The sequence below is a fragment of the Malonomonas rubra genome (assembly GCF_003247215.1).
Classification (GTDB): Bacteria; Desulfobacterota; Desulfuromonadia; order Desulfuromonadales; family Geopsychrobacteraceae; genus Malonomonas; species Malonomonas rubra_A.
Map to the genome: position 1 here is coordinate 72,133 of NZ_QKAP01000073.1, position 23,618 is coordinate 95,750.

Annotated in this window: 23 protein-coding genes; 13 read left to right on the forward strand and 10 right to left on the reverse strand. The window is 54.6% G+C overall.

What is annotated here, in order from left to right:
• The first annotated feature begins 112 nt into the window (after positions 1–112).
• Genes Q7J88_RS07325 through Q7J88_RS07340 form a run of 4 tightly spaced genes read left to right on the forward strand, consistent with a single transcriptional unit; the run spans position 113 to position 7,568 of the window.
• Positions 113–2,185, forward strand: a complete 2,073-nt coding sequence (locus Q7J88_RS07325; RefSeq protein ID WP_303721515.1) for a serine protein kinase PrkA — start codon at positions 113–115, stop codon at positions 2,183–2,185.
• An 8-nt stretch (positions 2,186–2,193) separates the two neighbouring features.
• Entirely contained in the window at positions 2,194–3,585 is a 1,392-nt protein-coding gene (locus tag Q7J88_RS07330; RefSeq protein ID WP_303721516.1) for a DUF444 family protein, read from the forward strand.
• Between the two features lie 43 nt (positions 3,586–3,628).
• The gene (locus Q7J88_RS07335) at positions 3,629–5,254 is read left to right on the forward strand and encodes a SpoVR family protein (RefSeq protein ID WP_303721517.1); all 1,626 of its coding nucleotides are present in this window, start codon (positions 3,629–3,631) and stop codon (positions 5,252–5,254) included.
• Positions 5,247–7,568, forward strand: a complete 2,322-nt coding sequence (locus Q7J88_RS07340; protein ID WP_303721518.1) for a serine protein kinase PrkA — start codon at positions 5,247–5,249, stop codon at positions 7,566–7,568. The genes Q7J88_RS07335 and Q7J88_RS07340 overlap by 8 nt, the downstream gene beginning before the upstream one ends.
• A gap of 132 nt (positions 7,569–7,700) precedes the next feature.
• Here Q7J88_RS07340 and rsxE read toward each other — a convergent pair whose 3' ends face one another.
• From rsxE to rsxA, 6 genes are read right to left on the reverse strand one after another with little or no spacing between them, the layout of a single operon-like run.
• Entirely contained in the window at positions 7,701–8,288 is a 588-nt protein-coding gene (gene rsxE / locus Q7J88_RS07345) for an electron transport complex subunit RsxE (RefSeq protein WP_303721519.1), read from the reverse strand.
• Positions 8,285–8,890: an RnfABCDGE type electron transport complex subunit G gene (locus Q7J88_RS07350; protein WP_303721520.1), complete on the reverse strand. Its 606-nt coding sequence runs from the start codon at positions 8,888–8,890 to the stop codon at positions 8,285–8,287. Before Q7J88_RS07350 ends, rsxE begins: the two co-directional genes overlap by 4 nt.
• A gap of 13 nt (positions 8,891–8,903) precedes the next feature.
• A complete protein-coding gene (locus Q7J88_RS07355; RefSeq protein WP_303721521.1) occupies positions 8,904–9,890 on the reverse strand; it encodes an RnfABCDGE type electron transport complex subunit D in 987 nt (328 codons plus the stop codon).
• A gap of 1 nt (position 9,891) precedes the next feature.
• Positions 9,892–11,208, reverse strand: coding sequence for an electron transport complex subunit RsxC (gene rsxC / locus Q7J88_RS07360; RefSeq protein ID WP_303721522.1), 1,317 nt, complete (start codon positions 11,206–11,208; stop codon positions 9,892–9,894).
• A 16-nt stretch (positions 11,209–11,224) separates the two neighbouring features.
• Positions 11,225–12,067, reverse strand: coding sequence for an RnfABCDGE type electron transport complex subunit B (locus tag Q7J88_RS07365; protein WP_303721523.1), 843 nt, complete (start codon positions 12,065–12,067; stop codon positions 11,225–11,227).
• Between the two features lie 7 nt (positions 12,068–12,074).
• Positions 12,075–12,656 (reverse strand): electron transport complex subunit RsxA, encoded by a 582-nt coding sequence (gene rsxA / locus Q7J88_RS07370; protein WP_303721524.1) that lies wholly within the window; start codon positions 12,654–12,656, stop codon positions 12,075–12,077.
• Positions 12,657–13,285: 629 nt separating this feature from the next.
• Between rsxA and Q7J88_RS07375 the strand changes: the two genes are divergently transcribed.
• From Q7J88_RS07375 to Q7J88_RS07415, 9 genes are read left to right on the forward strand one after another with little or no spacing between them, the layout of a single operon-like run.
• A complete protein-coding gene (locus tag Q7J88_RS07375; RefSeq protein WP_303721525.1) occupies positions 13,286–14,614 on the forward strand; it encodes a Na(+)-translocating NADH-quinone reductase subunit A in 1,329 nt (442 codons plus the stop codon).
• Positions 14,614–15,822, forward strand: a complete 1,209-nt coding sequence (locus Q7J88_RS07380; protein ID WP_303721526.1) for an NADH:ubiquinone reductase (Na(+)-transporting) subunit B — start codon at positions 14,614–14,616, stop codon at positions 15,820–15,822. Before Q7J88_RS07375 ends, Q7J88_RS07380 begins: the two co-directional genes overlap by 1 nt.
• Positions 15,809–16,585 carry a Na(+)-translocating NADH-quinone reductase subunit C gene (locus tag Q7J88_RS07385; protein ID WP_303721527.1) on the forward strand — a complete coding sequence of 259 codons (777 nt, stop codon included), beginning with the start codon at positions 15,809–15,811 and terminating at the stop codon, positions 16,583–16,585. The genes Q7J88_RS07380 and Q7J88_RS07385 overlap by 14 nt, the downstream gene beginning before the upstream one ends.
• A complete protein-coding gene (locus Q7J88_RS07390; RefSeq protein WP_303721528.1) occupies positions 16,582–17,205 on the forward strand; it encodes an NADH:ubiquinone reductase (Na(+)-transporting) subunit D in 624 nt (207 codons plus the stop codon). Before Q7J88_RS07385 ends, Q7J88_RS07390 begins: the two co-directional genes overlap by 4 nt.
• A 3-nt stretch (positions 17,206–17,208) precedes the next feature.
• On the forward strand, positions 17,209–17,820 hold the full coding sequence (gene nqrE / locus Q7J88_RS07395; RefSeq protein ID WP_303721529.1) for an NADH:ubiquinone reductase (Na(+)-transporting) subunit E: 612 nt from the start codon (positions 17,209–17,211) through the stop codon (positions 17,818–17,820).
• Between the two features lie 9 nt (positions 17,821–17,829).
• Complete coding sequence (nqrF, locus tag Q7J88_RS07400; protein WP_303721530.1) at positions 17,830–19,056, forward strand: NADH:ubiquinone reductase (Na(+)-transporting) subunit F; 1,227 nt, start codon at positions 17,830–17,832, stop codon at positions 19,054–19,056.
• Between the two features lie 9 nt (positions 19,057–19,065).
• Positions 19,066–19,524 carry an aminoglycoside phosphotransferase gene (locus Q7J88_RS07405; RefSeq protein ID WP_303721531.1) on the forward strand — a complete coding sequence of 153 codons (459 nt, stop codon included), beginning with the start codon at positions 19,066–19,068 and terminating at the stop codon, positions 19,522–19,524.
• Between the two features lie 2 nt (positions 19,525–19,526).
• A complete protein-coding gene (locus Q7J88_RS07410) occupies positions 19,527–20,540 on the forward strand; it encodes an FAD:protein FMN transferase (protein WP_303721532.1) in 1,014 nt (337 codons plus the stop codon).
• Complete coding sequence (locus Q7J88_RS07415) at positions 20,537–20,725, forward strand: hypothetical protein (RefSeq protein WP_303721533.1); 189 nt, start codon at positions 20,537–20,539, stop codon at positions 20,723–20,725. The genes Q7J88_RS07410 and Q7J88_RS07415 overlap by 4 nt, the downstream gene beginning before the upstream one ends.
• A 49-nt stretch (positions 20,726–20,774) precedes the next feature.
• Here Q7J88_RS07415 and Q7J88_RS07420 read toward each other — a convergent pair whose 3' ends face one another.
• From Q7J88_RS07420 to Q7J88_RS07435, 4 genes are all read right to left on the reverse strand, one after another.
• Complete coding sequence (locus tag Q7J88_RS07420; RefSeq protein WP_303721534.1) at positions 20,775–21,050, reverse strand: YciI family protein; 276 nt, start codon at positions 21,048–21,050, stop codon at positions 20,775–20,777.
• Positions 21,051–21,113: 63 nt separating this feature from the next.
• A complete protein-coding gene (locus tag Q7J88_RS07425; protein WP_303721535.1) occupies positions 21,114–21,245 on the reverse strand; it encodes a hypothetical protein in 132 nt (43 codons plus the stop codon).
• Entirely contained in the window at positions 21,242–22,060 is an 819-nt protein-coding gene (locus Q7J88_RS07430; RefSeq protein WP_303721536.1) for an MBL fold metallo-hydrolase, read from the reverse strand. The genes Q7J88_RS07425 and Q7J88_RS07430 overlap by 4 nt, the downstream gene beginning before the upstream one ends.
• 76 nt (positions 22,061–22,136) lie before the next feature.
• On the reverse strand, positions 22,137–23,510 hold the full coding sequence (locus tag Q7J88_RS07435) for an OmpP1/FadL family transporter (protein WP_303721537.1): 1,374 nt from the start codon (positions 23,508–23,510) through the stop codon (positions 22,137–22,139).
• Between the last annotated feature and the right edge of the window lie 108 nt (positions 23,511–23,618).

Here is a 23,618-nt window from a genome sequence, read left to right on the forward strand (position 1 = left end):
AATTATAATTCATTTATCAAAAGTTGGCGCATGTACGGAAAAGTTGAAAATACCGGTTATACTTTGTAAACAGCTCGAAAGATTCAGAAAATTACCCACGGGAGGGTTGACAATGGCAACGACGAGAAGCAGAAAACCGGACCTTTCACTCAAAACACACTTGGCTGCGGTCAAGCAGGGGAAGCGTCGTTTCGAAAACGCTTTTCAGGCGGTGGCACGGATGATACTGGCCGAACCGATCAACAAGGTGGTGGTCAACGGTCGTTCAACCTACGATTTCGAGATCTTTCGCACTGGTGGCAAACATGCCATCGGCATGTACGATGAAATCAACAGTTTCGTTTCCTTTGTCAAGGACGCGGCCGAGGGGGGGTCTTCGAAAGAGATGGCCTATGTTCTGGTCGGCGAACCGGGCAACGGCAAAACTTTCTTTGTCGAGTATCTCTGTTCCAAGTATCGTGAGTTCCTGACCAAAGAGGAGAACCGTAAATATACTTTCCGCTATGTCGGCATGGATCAGCTCGGCAGCTATGGCAAAATTTCGGTTATTGAGTCCCAGACCTATGAAGATCCGCTGATTCTAGCGATGAATCTGGGCGAAACCAAGGCTGAAAGCATGGAGCTGCTGGCGAAAACCTATGGCTTCAAAGATGCTCAGATCGAAAGTTTCTACGAGAACTACCGCCCTCTCGGTGCATGTAGCGCCTATATGCTCGATGAGCTGCGCGGGTATACCGGAGGCAAACTGGAGGAGTTGCTAAAGCATATCGAGATCATCCCCGTGCCGTTGACCGAGTCTTTGGGGACCGTAACCGGCAAGTACGCCGCCAAGGACAAGATCACCTCGAGTGCTGTCGATCTGCTCGGCGAGGAGTCGATCCAGCGGCTGCTGCATATTACCGATACCAACAACCCCTATCGCTTCGATCTACGCCGCGGTGCGCTGGCTCGCGTTGCCGGGGGCGGCATCCATTTCTCCGACGAGATCTACAAGAACAAGAAAGATCTGGTGCAGGTTTATCTGGGGGTGATTCAGAACCGGCTGATTGAGATGGATGGCTACAAGTGGCCGATCGACACCCTGATTATCGCCACCAGCAATAACGCCGAATTCAACCGGTTCCTGGCCGAAAAGGAAGAGGCGCCGATCATCGATCGGTGCCGGATCTGCTACTTCTCCCACAACACCAACTATCTGATGCAGAAGGACCTGACCGCCTATGCCATAGGCAGTGAAACCAAGACCACTCTTAGCGGGAGGGATCTGCATCAGGATCCGAATCTCAACTATGCTGCCAGCGTTGCGGTGATTCTGAGCCGGTTGCCGCGCAGCGAAAAACTGACGCCGGTCGAGACGATGAAGCTGGCTGCTGGCGAGGTGGCGGGCGAGAAGAGCATCAAAACCCTGGCCGAGGTGATCGACATTCTCAATCAGGAACCGGATATTACCAAGCGCTTCGGGCAAAAGGGACTCGGCCACCGCAACTTGGGGCGGGCGATTCAGCTGCTGGTCGAGTCTACCGAAACCAACGAGGGGCAGTGCATGTTCGCCTACGATATTTTCCACGCCGTGGAGCGGATCATCCTCGATTACGTTTCCGACAACAACGACCGCGCCAAATATCTCGATGACCTGAAGCTGGCTAGAAGCTTGTACCGAGAGCGGATCATGACTGAGATGTTCAACGCCTACATGGACGAGCCGCAGGCGATCCGCAAGGATGTAATGAACTACGTCAACATGATCATTGGCATCGATGCCGAAAACCTTGGGCCGGATAAGATGTGGAAGTATCGTGACCCGCAGACCAACGAACTGAAAGCGTTGAAGATCGACCAGCGCTTTATCCAGAGCGTCGAAGAGCGGCTCGGGCTGAAGACCGAGGAACAGCGCGAGACCTTCCGCACCTCGATCCGGAAGATCTATGGGCAGAAGATTTCGGTCGATGTGTCCTACGATTTTATGGACAATCTCGAGCTGGTCAAAGCGGTCACCGACGTGCGCCTGAAGTCGGATATTGCCGGTGCTGGTTCACTGGTCGGCGCTTTGGCCAACCGGACCAACGAAGAGAACCAGAAGCTTTACGACCGGATGATCAATACCATGCTCGACCAGCTTGGCTACTGTAAAACCTGCGCGCAGAAAACCATCGAATATTTCTGCACCCAGGAAGATGAAGGCTGATTGCGCCCATGAGTAAAAAGCAACGGGAAAGATATTTTCAGCAACTTCAGCAGGAAGGACGACTTTCGGTGCAGCAGGAGAAAAACAGCTCCGAGCTGGAGGATGAGCGCCTGCACCTGATTGAAGATCCTCGCTCAGACTGCAAGTTGCCGCCGCTGGCCGATCTGTACAGCAGTAACGATTTTGTCATGCTGCAGAATATGGGAGAGAATATCGGTCCGCTCACCAGCAGTATCCGCAGCATCGATGATCTGCTGGAGCGGGACAAGGTCCGCGAAGAAGACGGATTCCCACGCAAGATCAAGCTCGGCAAACTGGTCAAGCCGGGGCGCGGTACCGAAGAGAAAGTCGTCGTCGTGCCGACGACCGTCGAAGAGAAGTTCATCCATGACAACCGTTTTTTGGAGCAGGACCAGGGCGGCGGTGGAGGCGGTGGCCACGGTGATGGTGAAGAGGGTGAGGTCATCGGTGAACAGCCGGTCCGCAAGGGGGGGGAAGGCGAAGGAACCGGAGCAGGACAGGGGAAGGGCGGTGCGCACGATATGGATGCCAACGCCTACGATCTGGGCCGCATACTGACCGAAAAATTCAAACTGCCGAACTTGAAGGATAAAGGGAAGAAGCGTTCGCTGACCCGCTACACCTACGATCTGACCGACAAGAACCGCGGCTTCGGCCAAGTGCTCGACAAAAAGGCGACCTTGAGGCAAATCCTGGAAACCAATATCGGTCTGAAGAACCTGCCGAAAGTGGGGGAGATCGATCCTACCCAGTTTCTGATCGCGCCGAAGGACAAGGTTTATCGCATCCTTTCGCGCGAAAAGGATTACGAATCGCAGGCGGTGGTCTTCTTCATCCGCGACTACTCTGGGTCGATGGCCGGCAAGGCGACCGAGCTGGTGGCGACCCAACACATCCTGATTTACAGCTGGCTGCTTTACCAGTATGGCGGGCAGGTGGAAACCCGATTTGTGCTGCATGACACCGAAGCGACCGAGGTTGAAGATTTCTACACCTACTACAATTCTCGAGTGGCTGGTGGGACCCAGGTCGCGGCCGGTTACCGGCTGATCAATCAGATTGTCCGGGAAGAGAGTCTGGCGGCCGATTACAATATTTACATCTTCCATGGCACCGATGGCGACGACTGGGACCGGGAAGGGCGCGAGACGATCCCCGAGCTGAAAAAGATGCTCAGTTACGCCAGCCGGATCGGCATCACCATCGCTGAGCATCGCTATACCACCCCCGGAGGGACCGAAGTGCAGATGTACCTGAAGCGTTCCGGACTACTGGTTCAGGCTTCGGAGCTGTTGCGGCTCGATAGCATGCGCGAGGATGCCTCTGAAGATCGGGTGATCGAAGGAATTCGCAAACTGGTTTCGGAAGAGAAAGTCTAGAGCTTACCCCCGCTTCTGAGGAGTGGGGAAAAGGCGACAATATATGCAACTGATCGATCAGAAAACCAAGAAGATCATGGAAGGCTGTAAGGAGCGGGCTTGGGCCGCTGGACTCTCTTTTGACGAGGAAAGTCTCGAGTATGTGGTCAGCAACCGCGACATGATCGAGCTGATGCCGAAGAACATGATTCCGACCCTGTACGATTACTGGGTGCATGATGTAGAGGTGTTAAAGGAGAAGGGCAAATACGAACTCTATCCGGGCAACCCCTACGAGACGGTGATCAACACACGTCCGGCGATCTCCTTTTATAACGACAACAACCCCGACTGGCTGAACGTGATGATCTTTTATCATGTTATCGGGCACATCGATTTTTTTCAGAACAATCTCTACTTCCGGCACACCTGGGAATACGATCTGGCCGGGCAGGCGTTGGCCGATAAACGGCTGATCGCCCGGCTGCGTTCCGAATACGGGCGCTGGGTCGATTATGTCATCGAGTTCGCCCGAGGGATCGACAATCTGGTCGGTTATCACAATGAATTGGCGAAGTACAACCGTAGTGAAAACGGTTGCTCATCGCGGCTGGATTATTACTTCGATTATTTTCTGCAAACGATCAAACAAGTCTCCACCAGCGAATATGTCAAGCAGATAGAACTGTTCAACGAGTACTCCCGCAAGCATGGGAAGCTGGGTGAGAAGGCTTTCTTCGCCGACGTGCAGCAAAAGTACCCGGAGTTCGACGCCTCCTTCGAGAAGTACCAACAAAAACATGAGCCGGAGAGTCCAGATCTGCTGCAGTTTCTGATCGATTATTCCCCCTTCCTCAACAAGGACGAGAATAAGTGGATGAAGTCGGTGCTGCATATCATCCGCAGCACCTCGATTTATTTTCAGCCGCAGATTCGCACCAAGATCATGAACGAAGGATGGGCCAGCTACTGGCACGAAACCTTGTTCCTGCAGGATGATCGGATCACCGGCAACGAGGTCAGCTATGCCCGGGTCAATTCGGCGGTGACATCAATGCCACGGGTCGGGTTGAATCCTTATGCCTTGGGGATGCGGATGTTCTACTTCTTGGAGGAGATGGCCGATCGCGGCTGCTACAGCTACGATTTTCGCCGCTTGACAAATGCCGAAGATCGCCGGGAATTCAATCGGCAGACCGGAACCGGGCGTGATTTTATCTTCAAGGTCCGGGAGAATTTTTGCGATTTTACTTTCCTCAATCAGTTCGTCGACCAAGACTTCGTCGATAAAAATAGGCTGTTCGTGGTTGGCCAGCGCTTGAACAAGGAACGGATGACCTGGCAGTATTACGTGCGTAGCCGCAAGGCGGAAGATTATCGGCAGATGCTGTTCGCTTCCTTGTACCATCCGCCGGTGATTGAGATCGTCCCGGAGAAATCGACAGACGGCTGTCTTTATCTGAACCATCGCCATGAAGGCAAACCACTGGTCAACGAGTATATCGCCAATACCATGCTCGGCATTGAATACCTCTGGGGCAACCCAGTTAAGCTGGAAACCAACGAGGCAGAAGTGAAGGGTGGTAGCGAAACCGAAGCAGACAGAGGTCCACAGGTTTCCTGGACGCGGGTATTGTATCAAATGAAAGATCGTCAGTTCAGCAAGGAGGCTCTTGAGGCTGATGACTAAAAGTGCAAAACCACCGATTGAGCAGAGTTCAAATATCGATAAGGCGAAGCAGCGGTTTCTGCAGGTACAGCAGGGTGCCAGCAACAGCGGTTCGATCAGCTTCGACCAGTACCTTGAACGGGCGATAGAGAATCCGACCAGCGCCATCCGCAATATCTTTCAGGTATTTCACGATCTGATCGAAGACTATATTGAGGAAGGGGTCGACGAGTACCAGGACGACCCGGAATCGATCAACTACGCCTATTACGATACCAGCCGACTGTTTGTGGAGGATTCCGACAATCCCTTCTTTGCCGATCGACTGTTCTCCAATCGACTGGTGAAATTGGCTGAGAACTTCCGGCATGGTATTCAGCAGAACAAGATCTATATTTTCAAGGGGCCGCATGGTTGTGGCAAGAGCACCTTTCTCGATAACCTTCTGAGCAAGTTTGAGCAGTATGCCAACAGCCCGGCCGGCTATACCTTTGAAGCGGTCTGGCGACTTGACCGGGAGTTGCTCGGTAACTTCACCGAGAAGGAAACCGACCGGTTTTTGAACAAACTGTCGAATTTGCTCGATGAGTACGAACTGCGCCAGAGCGACCTGATCGAAGCGCAAAAGGTCGCTTACCAAGGGGATATGTATATCGAGGTTCCCTGCCCGAGTCACGACAGTCCGATCCTGATGATCCCGCGCGAATATCGACGGTCCTTCTTCGACGATCTGTTCAAGAATGACGAAACCAAGTGGAAACTGTTTACCGAGAAGCAGTACGAATGGGTCTTCCGCGACACGCCCTGCACCATTTGCACGCAGATCTACGAGGCGCTGATCAGTCGGTTGGAAGATCCGCTCAAGGTGCTGCAGATGCTCTACGCCCGGCACTATCGCTTCAACCGGAGGCTGGGAGAGGGGATCAGCGTTTACAACCCGGGCGACCGGATCATCCGTCAGAACGTGCTCGGCAACGAGATGTTGCAGAGCCGGATCAACGGCTTATTGCGTGACAGTAACCAGGTCCAGTACCTGTTTTCAAATTTCGCCAAGACCAACAACGGTATCTATTCGCTGATGGACGTCAAGGGACACAATGTCGAGCGCTTGCTCGAGCTGCACAATATCATCAGCGAGGGGGTGCATAAGGTTGAATATATCGAGGAGAATGTCAATTCCCTGTTTTTGGCGCTGATGAATCCGGAGGACGAGGAGAGCATCAAGGACCTACCATCGCTATCCGACCGGATCGAATATATCAAGATCCCCTACATTCTTGACCTACGCACCGAGGTGGAAATTTACCGCAACACCTTCGGCCGGCATATCGACGATCGATTCTTGCCAAGGGTGTTGCACAATTTCGCCCGGATCATCATCTCTACCCGCTTGAATCAGAGCTCGCCGGCGATGATGGAGTGGATCGGTCACCCGGCCCGTTACAGCCGTTATTGCGACGACAAGCTGCAACTTTTGAAGATGGAAATTTATACCGGCAACATCCCGGAATGGCTTCAGCAGAGCGACCGCAAGGGACTGACTGCGCGGCGGCGGCGGCGGATCATTGCCGAATCGGAGCACGAAGGGGTAACCGGCTTCTCCGGGCGCGACTCGATCCGCATTTTCAGCGATCTTTATTCGACCTACGCGAAAGAAGGGTCGATGATCGACATGGCGACCCTCTACAGTTTCTTTCGCAAGCATGAAGACTGGATGAAGCTGATCCCGGACGGCTTTCTCGATTCACTGCTACACATGTACAATTACACCATCATGCAGGAGATCAAGGAGTCGCTCTACTACTACAACGAAGAACAAATTGCCCGTGATCTGAAAAATTATATCTTTGCGGTGAATTTCGAGAAGGACACCCAGGTGACCTGTGTCTACACTGGTGATCGGATCAAAGTTGGCGAGGACTTCTACGCCCCGATCGAAGCGCGGTTATTCAACAACGATATCGACCGTGAGCGTTTGATGATTTTCCGCAAGGGGATTCAGAAAGAATATGCCAGCCGAACGCTGACCCAGGAGTTACGCCTGGAGGGTAAGGATATGACCGAAACCAAGCTTTACCAGGATCTCCACGAGCGCTATGTCCATCATCTCAAGGAGAAGGTTCTCGAACCCTTCCTTAAGAACGAAAACTTCCGCCGTGGGATCAAAGACTTCGGCAGCGAAGATTTCAAGACTTACGACAACCGGATCCGTACCGATGTGACTTTCCTGATGGATAACCTGTGCGAAAAATTCGAGTATTCGAAGCTTGGGGCGAAAGAGGTCTGTATTTACCTGATCGACAATGAGTTGGTGCAGAAATTCGCCAAGGAGTGAGGGCGAACCACAATCCCCGTCTGCGCAAACCCTGCATCCGGTATTCTGATTCGTCTTTGGGCTTTGGCAGAAAAAAGAAAGGCCGCCTGAAGTATCCTGTCAGGCGGCCTTGTTGGTAATTGGATTGATTGTTTACCGATGTTCGAATTTGTTCATCATCGCCAGTAACAGTCCCAGCGAGATGAAGGCCCCAGGCGGCAGGATCATCAATAGCATTGGCTGGTATACCGTACCGAACAGGCTGAACCCGAGCAGTTGCCCGGCGCCTAAGATCTCCCTCACTGCACCGAGGATGAACAGCGCGAGGGTGAAGCCGAGTCCCATCCCCAGACCGTCGACCGCCGAATCGATTATCGGATGCTTTGAGGCGAAGGCCTCGGCCCGACCGAGGATCAGACAGTTGACGACAATCAGCGGGATAAAGATCCCGAGCGCTTGGTAGAGGCCGTAGACCCAGGCTTCCATACAGAGCTGAACGATGGTAACGAAGGTGGCAATCAGGATGATAAATGCTGGAATTCGCACTTTGGCCGGAATCAGCTTACGCAGCAGGGCAACGGTTATATTTGAGCAGAGCAGCACGAAGGTGGTCGCCAGTCCCATTCCCAGGCCGTTTTCGGCGCTGGTGGTGACCGCCAGGGTCGGGCACATGCCGAGCAGCAGCTTGAAGACCGCGTTCTCTTTCCAGAGCCCCTTGCTGAAGATTTTTACCAGGCTCATGACTTCCCTCCCTCGGCGAGGATCTCCGTTTTGTGTTTGCGGAAGAACTCCAGTCCTTTTTTCACGGCTCCGACCACTGCCCGTGGTGAGATGGTGGCACCGCTGATCTGATCGAATTCTCCGCCGTCCTTTTTTACGCGCCAGTCGGCGTTATCCAGCCCTTTGCCCTTGAACATATCTTTGAACCAGGATTCGGCAATTTTACTCCCGAGACCCGGTGTCTCGGCGTGGGTCAGAATCTCGATGGCGTTGACCTGTTCGTCCGTGCGCAGGCCAACCATCACCTCGATGTTGCCGCTGTAGCCCTCCGGGGCAATCACCTTAAAGGCGGTGCCGACCAGTTCTCCCCCTTTGCGGGCGCGGTAAACAGTTACCTGCACCGGTTCGCCTTTTTTGTTCACCCCGTTCTGCAGGGAGACGGTGTCTGTATCGGGAGCATTATCAAATTCCGGCAGAACCGCGCTCAAAGCCTTGATCATTTGCAGACGGCGCTGCTCCTTGATCGGTTCGCGGGTGGCGCTCTCTACCATCGACAGCAGGAAGCCGGCGCTAGCAGCGATGATGGTCAGGGTTATCAGCAGGCGGGCCATATCTTTGAACATATTATCCTCCGCCTTAAGCTTTCTCTGCCAGCCCGTAAATCTTCGGGCGACAGCTGCGGTCGATCAGCGGGGTAACGGCGTTCATCAGCAGGATGGCGAAGGAGACGCCTTCTGGGTAGCCGCCGAACAGCCGAATCAGGATGGTCAGCAGGCCGCAGCCGCAGCCGAAGATCAGCATCCCCTTGTAGGTTATCGGCGAAGTGACCATGTCGGTCGCCATGAAGAAGGCACCGAGCAGCAGGCCGCCAGTCAGCAGGTGAAACAGGGGATTGGCATATTTGCCCGGATCAGCTAGCCAGAAAATAGTGCTGACCAGCAGGGTGGTGCCGATGAAGCTGACCGGAATGTGCCAGGTGATGACTTTTTTGTAGATCAAGAGCAGGCCGCCGAGCAGCAGAGCGATGGAGGAAACTTCGCCGAGGCAGCCGCCCATGTTGCCGGTGAAGTAGTCGAGTAGGCCGCTGTTTGCTGTTTCCGGCAGCTTGCCGGTCAGCATAACCGCCATCTTCATTTCACCAAGCGGGGTGGCAGCGGTGACTGCGTCGATCCCAGTGGTCAGTGGTGCAGGAGCGGTCCACCTGGTCATCTGTACCGGGAAAGAGATCAAAAGCACTACCCGTGCGACCAGAGCCGGGTTGAACGGGTTGTAGCCGAGGCCGCCATAGATCATCTTGCCGATGAAAATCGCGATAGCGGAGCCGAGCAGCGCCAGCCACCAAGGGCTGGATGCTGGCAGGTTGAGTGCCAGCAGGATGCCGGTCAACGCGCCTGAGCCGTCCTTGATGGTCAACTCCTGCTTCAGCAGTTTGTTGGCCAGTGCCTCGCAGACGACGCAGCCGAGGGTGCAGATGAGCAGCACTTTAAGCGCCGGCAGACCGAAAAAATAGAGTGAAACCAAAACTGCCGGCAGCAGTGCGTAAATCACTAGGCGCATGATCCGCTCGGTGGTTTCACCGCTGTGAATATGGGGAGACGATGACAGGTAAAGTTGATTGTCCACGTCAGATTTTCCTTCTCTTGGCCAGTATGCTGCCTTTGATGTGGCGGATCGACTGCACCAGCGGCAGGGTCGCCGGGCAGATATAGGTACAGCAGCCGCACTCGATGCAGTCGAGGGCGTTGTTATTTTCTGCTTCATCGATCATATCGAGCCGTGCGTACGCTGCGATAGTGGTCGGTTGCAGGTGAATCGGGCATACGCTGACGCAGCGACCGCAGCGGATACAGGGGCCGAAGTTTTTGCGCGGCAGATCCTGTTCGCGGAAGATCAGTAGCCCGGAAGTGCCGCGGATCGCCGGAACCTGCAGGGACAACTGGGTCTGACCCATCATCGGGCCACCCATAATGATCTTGGCCGGTTCGCCGTCAAGACCCCCGCACTGGTCGAGCATGTGCTGCAGCGAGGTGCCGATGGCAATTAGCAGATTTTTCGGTTCCCGGATGCCAGGGCCGGTGACGGTGGCGACCCGTTCGACTAGCGGCCGGCCCAAACGGATGGTGTCACTAATCGCCGCGCAGGTCCCAACATTCTGCACCACGACGCCGCAGTCCATCGGCAGTCCGCCGGTCGGGACCTGTCGCCCTGTGCAGGCGTCGATCAGCTGTTTTTCCGCCCCTTGCGGATACTGGACTTTCAGCGGTTGCACCTGAATGCCATGTGGTGCGCAGTCCCGGGTGAGTTTTTCGATGGCGTCCGGCTTGTTGACCTCGATGCCGATGATTGCCGTTTCCAGGCCAAGAATCTTGCGCAGGATGTTGATCCCGTCGATAATCCGCTCCGATTCTTCGAGCATCATCCGGTGGTCAGCGGTCAGAAATGGCTCGCACTCGACGCCGTTGAGAATCAGGGTGTCGATCTTTTTCCCTTCCGGAGGAGACAGCTTGACGTGGGCCGGGAAGGTCGCTCCGCCCATGCCGACGATCCCGGCGGCGCAGATCAGCTTTTTCAGTTCATCGGCGTTCAGCTGGTCAGGGTCGTGCTGCTGAAGCGAATCTTCCCACTGGTCTTTACCATCAGGTTTGATCACCACGGCTGGCAGCGGCTTGCCCATCGGATGCAGACGCGGTTCGATAGCGACCACCATTCCGGAGGTCGAGGCGTGCACCGGCACCGAGACGAAGCCCTTGGCGGTGGCGATTACCTGCCCTTTTTTCACCTGATCGCCGACGTTGATGCAGATCTCGGCCGGGGCACCAATATGCTGGGCGGGTGGGATGACCAGTTCATCCGGCAGCGGACATCGTTCGATCGGTTTGTTAGCTGAATAATGTTTGCTATCGGGCGGGTGTAGCCCGCCGGCAAAAGTTTTCAGGTTCATGCTTGCTCAAATCCTTTCAGGCGGCATCGTTACGTGTCGGGACAAAACTGCTCCCGGCCGGATAGCCGCTGCTGAAATCTCGGATACATTTGGTCGGACATTTTGTGACAGCCAACTCGATATCTTCCAGTTCGTCCAGCTTTTCGTAGTTGGTGTGTGCGAGGAAATTTTCGATGACGAACGCGCCGGGAACAGTCTTGTTGCAGATGTGACAGCCGATGCAGCCGATCTGGCAATAACCGCGGATCAGCGCACCTTTGTCGTGACTGTTGCAGAGTACGTGGGTGGTTACCTTGCGGGGGGTCATCCTGATCACTTGACGTGGGCAGACAGCGACGCACTTTTCGCAGCCGGTGCACTTGTCGCGGTTAATCACCGCCAGGTTTTCGCTGGTCATCTCGATGGCGTCGAACGGACAGGTCCGTTCGCAGGTGCCAAGGCCAAGGCACCCTGATGGGCAGGTCTTCGGACCGTCGGCGAGTTTCTGTGCCGCGTTGCAGTCGGTCAGACCGAGATAGCGGTATTTCACTTTGGCTTTTTGGTTATCGCCCTGACAGGCGACCACGGCGACCTGTGGTTCGAAGGTGACCGCCTCGATGCCGAGTACGCTTGCGATGGCTTCGATGACTTCGGCCCCGCCAGGAGAGCATGCGGTCGGTAAGGCTTTCCCTTCAGCGACTCCTTTGGCGTAGCCGGAGCAGCCGGGATAGCCGCAGGCACCACAGTTGGCGCCGGGTAAAACCTCCAGAATGGCCAGTTCCCGGGGATCGATTTCGACAGCAAATTTTTTCGCTGCGACACCAAGGGCAGTGGCGGCAACCAGGCCTATGCCGCCGAGACTTAATATTGCTGCAAACATGTTTCGTTTATCCTTTTACCAAGCCTGCAAAGCCCATAAAAGCCAAAGAAAGCAGACCCGCCGTTACCAGCGCAATGGCGGTGCCACGGAAGCTTTTCGGTACTGGACTGAGGTCGATGCGTTCGCGCAGGCCGGCGAACAGTACCATTGCGAGGGTGAAACCGAGCCCGGCACCGAGGGCAAAAACCACCGATTCGATAAAGCTGTAGTTCTTCTGGATGTTGAGCACCGCTACACCGAGCACCGCACAGTTGGTGGTAATCAGCGGCAGAAAGATGCCTAGGGACTGGTATAGTACCGGGCTGGTTTTTTGGACCACCATTTCGACCAGCTGCACCAGTGAGGCGATCACCAGGATAAAGGCGATGGTCTGCAGGTACTCGATGCTGAAAGGAATCAATATCAGATACTGAATGAACCAGGTTACCACCGAGGCGACGGTCATAACGAAAATAACCGCCATCCCCATGCCGAGTGCCGTTTCGACTTTTTTTGAAACCCCCAAGAAGGGACAGATACCGAGAAACCTTGCCAGCACAAAGTTATTCACAAAGACCGCGCTGACCAGTATCAGTAACAGTTCAACCATAATAGACGTACTCCTCGAACGTATACAAATGGTAAGACCACTTGTTTTAGAGGAGGATGCCAAGTTTGTCAAATGTTTTATTTTTCAGAGGGATAGCTGACTCATTCAATGGTATGGAGCCTCCAGATATGGGATGACCACGTTGAAGAGAGCGGCACCATAACATAAATAGAGGTAAATATGGAAAAAGAAGGGGAATAGTATACGTCCCCAGATTGCAAGGTGAGCAAAAACTTTTTGGGATCTGAAAATTTCTTTCTGTAAGACAACAAACCCAACACGTTGTGGCCGGACTCTCAAACAGAGTTTTTCGGCAGCCATTATAAGGAAATTCAAAAAAAATTTGACATGAGAAAAACATTGGCTGGTTTTGATTGTGTATTTTTAAAGTCAGGCTTCTGAGGTGATTAGATGACCTTTCACCGCTGATAAGGACTTTGATCGCTTCTAACGAACCTGTTCGTAAAAAAGGGCCCTTAGTTGGCTGCCCTTTTTTTGTAGCTGCATGCAATCGTAAGTCATAATCGAACATTTTATCCCCTCCTCATTTGCTCTCAGCCCGAACATACAGTATTTTTAAAAGTGTTTTGTAATTACATGGCTCTTCACACGAATTTACAGGGCAAGCCATGCTTCACATTCGTAACGGTCTCGACATTCCCTTAAGCGGTTCTCCTCGGATGCAGGTTGAAGACGCACCATTGGTGCGCCATGTGGCTCTGCTCGGGCGCGATTATCTCGAGATGAGGCCGACCCTGCTGGTTTCCGAGGGGGATCAGGTTGCCTTGGGGAAGCCGCTTTTTTCGGACAAAAAAAATCCCCGGGTGCTTTACACTGCACCCGCTGCTGGACGGGTAGTGGCGATCAATCGAGGTGAGCGGCGTGTCTTTGAATCGCTGGTGATCGAGCTTTCCGGCAGTGACGAAGAGTTCTTTCCGTTTATCGATCTAGGACAATTGAAGTCCGAGCAGGTCGAAGAGCTACTATTGAAAAGTGGCCTGTGGCCCGCATTTCGTACACGGCCGTACACGAAAGTCCCAGCTCCGGAGACACGTCCAGCGGCAATCTTTGTGACCGCCATCGATACCAACCCATTGGCTGCCGATCCCCAGGTTGTGATTTCTTTACGGGCTAAGGAATTTTCCACCGGGCTCAAGGTCATCCGCCACCTAACCGACGGGAAAGTACACCTCTGTAAAGAGCCGACGGCAAAACTGCCAAGCCTTGCAGGAATCAGCGTACAGGATTTTTTCGGCCGCCATCCGGCGGGCTTGGTCGGCACCCACATTCATTATCTGGAAAAGGTCAATCAGCAACGTAGTGTCTGGCATATCGGTTATCAGGATGTGATCGCGATCGGCCATCTGTTCTTGACCGGTCGCCTATTGAGCGAGAGGATTGTAGCGCTATGTGGGCCGGGGGTGAAAAATCCGCGTTTGCTCAGAACACGGCTGGGGTCCTGCCTTTCGGAACTGACGGCCGGAGAAGTGAAGGATAAAACTGTGCGGGTGATCTCCGGGTCGGTTTTGGCCGGCTACAAAGCCGCAGGGGCAGAGGATTTTCTCGGTCGCTATCATAACCAGATTTCCGTGTTGGTCGAGGATAAGCAGCGCCAACTGCTCGGCTGGGCCATGCCCGGCAGCGACAAGTTTTCGCTGAAGCGGGTTTTTGCTTCCGCCATTTTGCCGCGTCGGCCCTTGCCATTAACCACCAATATCAACGGTAGCTTACGGGCGATGGTGCCGATCGGTGCTTATGAGAAGGTTCTTCCGCTCAATGTCAAGGCGACTTGGTTGCTGCGATCGCTGCTGACGCTCGATACCGATCTGGCACAGAAGCTTGGTTGTCTGGAGCTAGATGAAGAGGACTTGGCCCTGTGCAGCTTCGTCTGCCCGGGCAAAATCGATTATGGTAAACATTTGCGTGAAACCCTGCAGAGGATAGAGAAAGAGGGCTGATGAAAGCGTTACGCGAGTTGCTCGATAAACTTCATCCCCATTTCAAGAAGGGGGGTAAGTATGAACTCTTTTACCCCCTCTATGAGGCGGCGGACAGTTTTGTCTATACCCCTGGTGAGGTGACCAAAGGGGCCCCGCACCTTCGTGACGCCATCGACCTGAAGCGGGTCATGATAACCGTGGTGATCGCGTTGCTACCCTGCTTTTTTATGGCCATCTGGAACACCGGCTATCAGGCAAACAGTGTATTGCAGGCGACTGGTGGTAGCGTGGCGGGGTGGCGGGGTTTATTGCTGGAGCAGCTGGGATTCTCTGCGAATCCGAACAACTTTGTCGACAACCTGCTGCACGGAGCCGTCTGGTTCGTGCCGATTTATCTGGTCACCAACATCGTCGGTGGCTTGTGGGAGGCGTTGTTTAGTATCGTTCGCGGTCATGAAATTAACGAAGGCTTCCTGGTCACTGGTTCGCTGTTTCCGCTGATCTGCCCACCGACCCTGCCGCTCTGGCAGGCGGCGCTGGGGATCAGCTTCGGCGTGGTGATCGGCAAGGAGATCTTCGGGGGCACCGGAAAGAATTTTCTCAATCCGGCGCTGGCCGGGCGCGCCTTCCTGTTCTTTGCCTACCCGGCACAGATCTCAGGCAACAGTGTCTGGACAGCCGTTGACGGGTTCAGCGGTGCCACCGCCCTAAGTCGCGCATACGAGGGGGGTATGCAGTCGGTCGCCAGTACGATCAGCTGGTTTGATGCTTTCCTTGGCAGCATCCCTGGCTCGATGGGCGAGACCTCGACCTTGGGCTGCCTGATTGGGGCGGCGATTCTGATAGCTACCGGCATCGGTTCCTGGCGGATCATGCTGGCGGTGCTGCTCGGCGCCGGTGTGCTCTCGACCCTGTTCATGCTGATCGGAAGCGAGACTAACCCGATGTTCGGGCTCGCTCCGCACTGGCACTTGGTGCTCGGCGGCTTCGCTTTTGGTCTGGTGTTCATGGCCACCGATCCGGTCTCCGGGGCGATGACCGAAGAGGGACAATGGCTCTACGGGTTGTTGATCGGCGTGATGTGCATCCTGATCCGGGTGGTCAATCCGGCCTTCCCGGAGGGGATGATGCTGGCCATCCTGTTCGGCAACGTTTTTGCGCCGCTGCTCGACCAGCTGGTACTCAAGCGCCACATCAAGCGGAGGCTGAGGCATGTCGAGGGATAGTACGACAAAAGTTCTCAGCGTCGCTTTTCTGCTCTGCCTGGTCTGCTCGATCCTGGTTTCGGCGGCGGCTGTCGGGTTGAGTGACCGCCAGGAAAAGAACAAGGCCGAAGAGAAGAAGCGGAATATCCTCTTGGCAGCAGGGATTTATCAGGAGGGGGAACCGATCGCTGAGCAGTTCAGCAAAATTGAAGCGCGCATTGTTGATTTGCAGAGCGGCCGGTTTACCGATCGGTTCGATCCGGCAAATTTTGACAGCCGGATAGCTGCGCGTGACCCTCAGTTCAGTTACCAGATTCCGGAGGCCTTGGACCTGACCGGGATTAAACGCCGCTCGCAGTATATGGATGTTTATCTGGTGTTGCAGGATGGAAAGTTGCAGCAGCTGATTTTGCCAGTTTATGGCAAGGGGCTCTGGTCAACCATGTACGGTTTTATTGCGTTGGCGGCCGACTTAAACACAGTCCAAGGTTTTGCCTTTTACGAGCATGGTGAAACTCCTGGGCTAGGCGGTGAGATCGACAATCCGAACTGGAAAAAGCAGTGGCAGGGAAAGAAGATTTACGATGAGCAGGGGAAGGTGCTGATTGCGGTCATCAAAGGGACGGTCGATCGTAAAGCACCCGATGCGGCCTATCAAGCGGACGGGCTGGCAGGAGCCACCCTGACCTCGCGTGGGGTGGAGAACCTGCTTCATTACTGGCTGGGAGAAAATGGCTACCGGCTGTTTATCGAAAACCTAAAACGGGAAGAGGCAAAACTGTGAGCAATGCGAAAGATGTTCTCCTCGATCCTATTTTCAACAAGAACCCGATCGGCCTGCAGATTCTAGGCATCTGCTCGGCGTTGGCGGTGACATCCAAGCTGGAAACGGTTGTGGTCATGGCGCTGGCGGTGACGTTTGTTGTCGCCGGCTCTAATTTTTCGGTCAGCCTGATCCGCCGCCAGATTCCGAGCAGTATCCGCATTATCGTGCAGATCACCATCATTGCCACGCTGGTGATTATCGTTGACCAGTTTCTCAAGGCTTATGCATTCAGCATCAGTAAACAGCTGTCGGTGTTCGTCGGCCTGATTATCACCAACTGTATTGTGCTCGGCCGGGCTGAAGCGTTTGCCATGAAGAATCCGCCGGGAATGAGCATTCTCGACGGCATCGGCAACGGTCTTGGTTACAGTGTGGTGCTGTTTATCGTGGCGTTCTTCCGCGAGTTGCTCGGTTCCGGAAAGTTACTCGGTTTCAGCATCTTGCCGACCCTCAACGAGGGTGGATGGTATTTACCCAATGGCCTGATGTTGCTGCCGCCGAGCGCTTTTTTCATCATTGGCCTGATGATCTGGGCGCTGCGTACTTGGAAGACCGATCAGGTCGAGAAGGAGAGCTAGCGGATGCTCGAACATTACTTGAGTCTCCTGATTAAAGCGATCTTTATCGAGAACATGGCGCTCGCCTTCTTCCTGGGCATGTGCACCTTTCTGGCGGTGTCGAAGAAGGTCGACACCGCCCTTGGTCTCGGTGTTGCCGTGATCGTGGTGCAGACAATTACGGTTCCGATCAACAACCTGATATATCAGCATCTGCTTAAGGAAGGTGCGCTTGCTTGGGTCGGATTGGGGAATGTCGATCTGACCTTCATCGGGCTGATCTGCTACATCGGCGTAATCGCCGCGATGGTGCAGATTTTGGAAATGTTCCTCGATCGGCACGTGCCGAAACTGTACAATGCCCTTGGCATCTTTCTACCGCTGATCACGGTCAACTGCGCAATTCTTGGTGGCTCGTTGTTCATGGTCGAGCGGGATTACGCTTTCGGGGAAAGCATCGTTTTCGGCTTCGGCAGCGGGACGGGCTGGGCGCTTGCGCTGATGGCGCTGGCCGGAATCCGCGAAAAGATGAAGTATGCTAATGTCCCGATCGGACTGCGTGGGTTGGGGGTGACGTTTATGATTGCAGGGCTGATGGCGATGGCGTTCATGGCTTTTTCCGGTATTCAGCTGTGAGAGAGGCCGATGACTGAAATCACCCTTGGAGTTTTGATCTTTACTCTGGTCCTGATGTTGCTGGTTGGGTTGATTCTGGTCGCTCGTTCGCGGTTGATCCCGTCCGGTAATGTAACCATCAGCATCAACGACGATCCGGACAAACGGCTGGAGGTGCCGCCGGGGGACAAGCTTCTCGGTGTGCTCGGCAGTAACAATATCTTTATTCCCTCGGCCTGCGGTGGCGGAGGAACCTGCGCCCAGTGCCGGGTCAAGGTAAAGGCGGGCGGCGGGGATATCCTGCCGACCGAAACCGCGCACATCACCAAGCGGGAAGCGAAAGAAGGCTACCGGCTTTCCTGCCAGGTGAGTGTCAAGCATGATCTAGAACTGGAACTGCCGGCAGAGATCTTTTCGATCAGCAAGTGGACCTGTAAGGTCCGCTCCAATGAAAGCCGCGCCACCTTTATCAAGGAGCTGGTACTGGAATTGCCAGAAGGGGCGGATCTCGATTTTCGCGCCGGCGGCTATATCCAGATCGAAGCGCCGCCGCATGTCTCAGAGTACAAAACTATGGAGATCGCCGAACGGTTCCGTGATGACTGGGACAAGTTCGACCTCTGGCGATATTGTTCCGAGGTCAAGGAGCCGATCATGCGCGCTTACTCGATGGCTAATTACCCAGAAGAGAAGGGGATCGTAATGCTCAACGTGCGGGTCTGCCCGCCACCGCCGCAGGTGCCAGACGCACCGCCAGGGCAGATGTCCTCCTTCCTATTCAACCTGAAACCGGGGGATGAAGTCGAGGTATCTGGCCCATATGGAGAGTTTTTTGCCAAGGATACCGATGCCGAGATGGTCTTCATCGGAGGTGGGGCCGGGATGGCGCCAATGCGCTCACATATCTTCGATCAGTTAAAACGACTGAACTCGCAGCGGAAGATCAGTTTCTGGTACGGCGCACGCAGTCTGCGAGAAGCATTCTACGTTGAGGAGTTCGACGAATTGGCCAAGAAGCACGACAACTTTGAGTGGCACTTGGTGCTCTCTGAGCCGCTGCCGGAAGACAACTGGAGTGGCGCCATTGGTTTCGTTCACCAATACCTGCATGATAACTACTTGGCCGATCACTCGGCCCCGGAAGACTGCGAGTTCTACATGTGCGGGCCGCCGATGATGAACAAGGCGGCCGGCGAAATGCTCTACAACCTGGGGGTTGAGCCGGAGAATATCCTGTTCGATGATTTTGGGATCTAGGGGTTACCGATGCGCTTTGAACAGACGCGAAACATTTTGCAGAGACTGGCCCCCGAGTATCATCGGCAGGTCAGTAAATATTACCAGCAGCTTGCTGCCGGCGAGGTTTCGCCGCGGGTGCGCTTGATGCTCGACTATCTGATCGATCATGAGCAGCAACGCGCCTTGGCCCTTGGAGAGTTCTGTAACGATACCCCGTATCAGGTGCTTGAGCACTGGCTCAAGGGACTGGAGGCCAATTTTCCGGTAGTGCAGGCTGAACTGCTTGAGGCGGGCGCGGCGACCGACCTCGATCTGTTGATCAAGGCGGCGGTCGGGTTCAAGCGCCCCCTGATCGAGTATTTTTCCCACGCCTGTGAGCACTGCAGCGACGAGCAGACCAGCTATCTGTTCGACAAGCTCAAGCTGCAGGAGGAGAAGGCGATGAAGCGGATGATCCGCCATGCACAAGGATTGGCTGATTTATAGATATGCTCAGACTTTTGTTGTTTGCCGCTGTGCTGCTGTGCGCATGTTCGCAGCAGCCGGAAACCGTCCAGTTGCACGGTGCAACCATGGGGACCACTTGGTCGGTCAGCCTGCACTCCCTGCCGGATGGCATCAAGTTTGCTGAATTGAAACAGCAGGTGCAGCAGCGCCTCGACCGGGTCAACGAACTGATGTCGACCTATGACCCGGCTTCGGAAATCTCCCGCTTCAACCGATCCACTTCACTCGACTGGTTCCCTCTCTCGACGGAAACCGCCGAGGTGATCGCACTATCGCTGGAGATCAGCGCGTTGACCGATGGTGCCTTCGATATCAGCGTCGGCCCGCTGGTCGAACTCTGGGGGTTTGGTGCCAGCGAGCGAGACAAGCAGTTGCCGACAGATGAGCAGGTTCTGAAAGTTCTCGATGGCGTCGGTTATCGGAAACTGGAATTACGGCGCCAGCCTGCTGCTATCCGCAAAAAGCACCCGCAGGTGCAGCTCGACCTGTCGGCGGTCGCCAAGGGGTTTGCCGTTGACTTGTTGGCCGAGCTGTTAAAACAGCGGGGGGTGAAAAATTTTCTGGTCGAGGTTGGTGGTGAACTGCAGGTTGCCGGAAGGCGATACGACGGCACCCCTTGGCGGATTGCCATCGAAAAACCTCGAGAGGGGGTGCGGGAGGTCGAGCAGGTTTTTCCGTTGACGAACACCGCCTTGGCCACGTCCGGCAACTACCGCAACTTTTATGTTGAAGATGGTCAGCGCTACGTGCACACCATTGACCCGATCAGTGGCAAGCCGATCCGGCACAAGCTGGCTTCGGCCACCGTGCTCGATCCCCACTGTGCGAGGGCAGACGCCTTGGCCACGGCGATGATGGTGCTGGGAGAAGAGCGGGCGCGACGGCTTGTGGAGCAGGAAGGGATCGCCGCCTATTTTCTGATTCACGAGCAGAATACGCTGCAAGAATACCGCAGTCAGGCGCTTAATGCTTTTCTCGCCAAGGAACGGCCATGAAACTGTTCGCGCTCGTACTGATTCTGTTTCTGCTTGCTTTTGCCTGTCTGGCGATCGGTCTAATCGTCCGTAAGAAAGGTTTGCGCAGCGGTTGCGGGCATGCACCCTCGGCTGATCATGAGTGCCGCTGCGAGGTGGAACTGGATGCCAGTATGACAGGTGATTGTCGCAAGCAAAAACGCTGACGGAGAGGGCAGCTGATGTGGCTGCCCTCTCCGATTTGCTGGTTGCCGGTCAGGGAAGAACCTTCTTCCACAGTTGGATGGAGACCTTCTCGAACAGGCCCGCCTTGGCGTAGGGGTCATTAGCGGCGAACGCTTCCGCTTCGCTGAGGGTCTCCAAATCGAGGATTACCACCGAGCCGTTCATGTTTTCCTGGGAGTCGAGGGTCGGACCGGCGGCGAACAGCTTGTCGCCGAAGCTCTTCAGGTAGTCAACGTGGGCCGGGCGGTTGTCCATTCGCACCTGCAGGTGATCGGTCTTGTCGAAACAATGAATGACGTAGAGCATCTTTTTCTCCTTTTTTCAGTGGTCAATTACAAGTCGTAGTTTTTCTTCTTTTCCCAGAGGATTTTAGACTCTTCCAACCGCTTGCTCGAAAAGCTTTGCCAGCTGCGGGTAGAGGTCGATCTGCTCAAGCGCTGTTTTCAGTCTCTCCGGCTCGGCCAGAAAATCACGGATAAAAACGATTTCCGAGGCTTTCAAATATTTTGAAACGGTTCCTGGATGCTGTCTCCGAACAGTTTCTCCACCACTTCCGGAGCATTTAGCTCGGCGGAGAATTTCCGGCTCTGCTTGGCACGTTTCAGCAGTTTGTCGGTGTAGTAGCTGATGTTGAAATCAACGCCGATGATGTAGCCGTTATGCCCGGGTAGGATCTGTTTGTCGCGCAGGGTGGCCAGCTTTAAGATGGTATCGCAATAGGCCGCGTAGTTATGGAAACGCTTTCCGGTTTTCAGATCGATGTCGAGCATCGGCGACTGGAAGATCTCCCGCAGCATGGTGTCGCCGGTGGCCGCCCAGTTGGAACCGACATAAACCAGATCGCTCTGCGAGTGGCCGGGGCAGGCAAGTATTTCGATACCGAGTTCGGGGGGCAGTTCCTGCTCGGCGATTTTGAACTGCTGTGGGAACTCGGGGAACACCAAATCGCTGTCCATCTCACAGCGGAATGCTTCGGCAAATGCAGCGCTGAAGCCTATCTCTTGCCGGATTGCGGTTAGGCCGTCAAGCCGTTTACTGTGATTGGCGATCTTCAGGCTGTCACGATAAGGCAGGTAGATGGTGCAGTCGTATTCCCGTTCCAGCCAGGCGGCCAAGCCGTAGTGATCGATATGGCAATGCGTAATCAGCACATGCTGCAGGCGTTGCAGGTCGAAGTGCTGTTGCAGATATTTTTTCCCTTCCTCCATTGGCGGCCCGGTGTCGATAAGAAGCAATTCGCCGTTGATTTCGGCGCTGTAGCAGTGGACTGGACCGACCGGATATGGTGTTGGCAGGGTGTGCTGTAGCGGCTGCATGATTTGTCTCGTTATGTAAAAAGGGGACAGAAAGGATTCTGTCCCCTTTTGGCTGAGAAATCAAGCCAGCGAAAATTCAAAACTTGTAGGTCAGCTGAATGCTGGCGATGTCGACCGAGTTTTCAAATTCACCGACCACTGTGCCACGGCTTTCGTCCTCGGTTCCGGGGACGGCTGATTTTTCCATCTTGGCGTCATCGACGAACAGATGAGTATAGGCGAAATCCAGACCCAGGTTATCCAAAACCTGGTAGCCACAGCCGAGCGCTACCCAGAGGCGATCGTTGCCAGGAATCCGCGGGGTGCGATATCCATCGGAGATCGGGGTTTCGTCGTAGGCAATGCCGGTTCTCAGCAAAAGTTTGTCGTTGATTTTGTAGGTGGCACCGACAGAGTAACGCCATGTGTCATCCCAGTTCTCTGTAGTGGTGGAGTTGCTTTGCCCAGCGATGCCGAAAAAGCCTTCAAAGTTGATAGTCAGCTTGTCGAACGAGCTCCATTGTGTCCAGGAGATGTCGCCCATTAGGGCCAGTTTGTCGTTGACCCGGTGGAACAGACTGAGCGAGGCGGAGGCCGGGAGGGTGATGCTGCCGTTGATGTTTTGCTCTGCGAACAGGACTCCTATAGGGGCCAGTGCGGCTGGCACTGTTGTCTTGACTTCCCCTTCCAGCTTGTGCTTGATCTGCGAGCGGTAGGCCAGTCCGAGCCGGGTGCTTTCGGAAAACTGGTAGAGCAGGCCTAGATTGTAGCCGTAGTTCAGGGCATCTGCAGAGTTTTCCGCTAAAACATCATATTCCGGGTTACTGATACCGGCCGCGCCAAGGCCGAGGGCGTCGGGACCTCCCAGTGCTGCAGGCAGGTTCATGTTGACCAGCCCGCCATCGGCCATGCTCGACAGGGTAGCGTCGATATATTGAATATTGATCCCTGCTCCTACCGTCAGTTTTTCGGTTGCCTGATAAGCGAACGCCGGGTTGATGTTGACGGTCTTTAGATCCGATTCGACCGCGTGGTAGCGACCGACCCAGTCTTTATCGTATTTAGTCGATAACCCGAAAGGAGCATTGATGCCGATGCCGAGAGCCAGCTTCTCAGTCATTTTCTGACTGTAATAGAGGTTGGGGACGACGCCGGCTTTACCGGCGTTGCCACTGTTGTTTGTCCCCAGAGAACCACCAAGTACGTTGGTTGCTATTTTCGCAGTGAACTTGGTTGAGGGGACTATGACATGGGCACCGGCGATGACCTGCTTCCCTTCCAGCAGGATCATCCCAGCAGGGTTGAAGAAGATCGTTGAGGCATCTTCTGCGTTTGCGGCACCACCGGCAAAGGCATTGCCAAGGCCGGAAACCGATTGCTCAATCAGGGCAAAGCCCGAGGCGAAGACGGTTGAACTGGCTGCCAGCAGCAGGGTCAAGCCAGCGAGAATCGTGGAAATTTTTTCCCACATAAGGGTCTCCTTTCATGACAAAACAGCCCAAACGACCATCTTAGTGTATGGTTTACGGTTTGCAGCACTATATGCGGATTGGGCTGTTTGGTGCAATAGAACAGTATT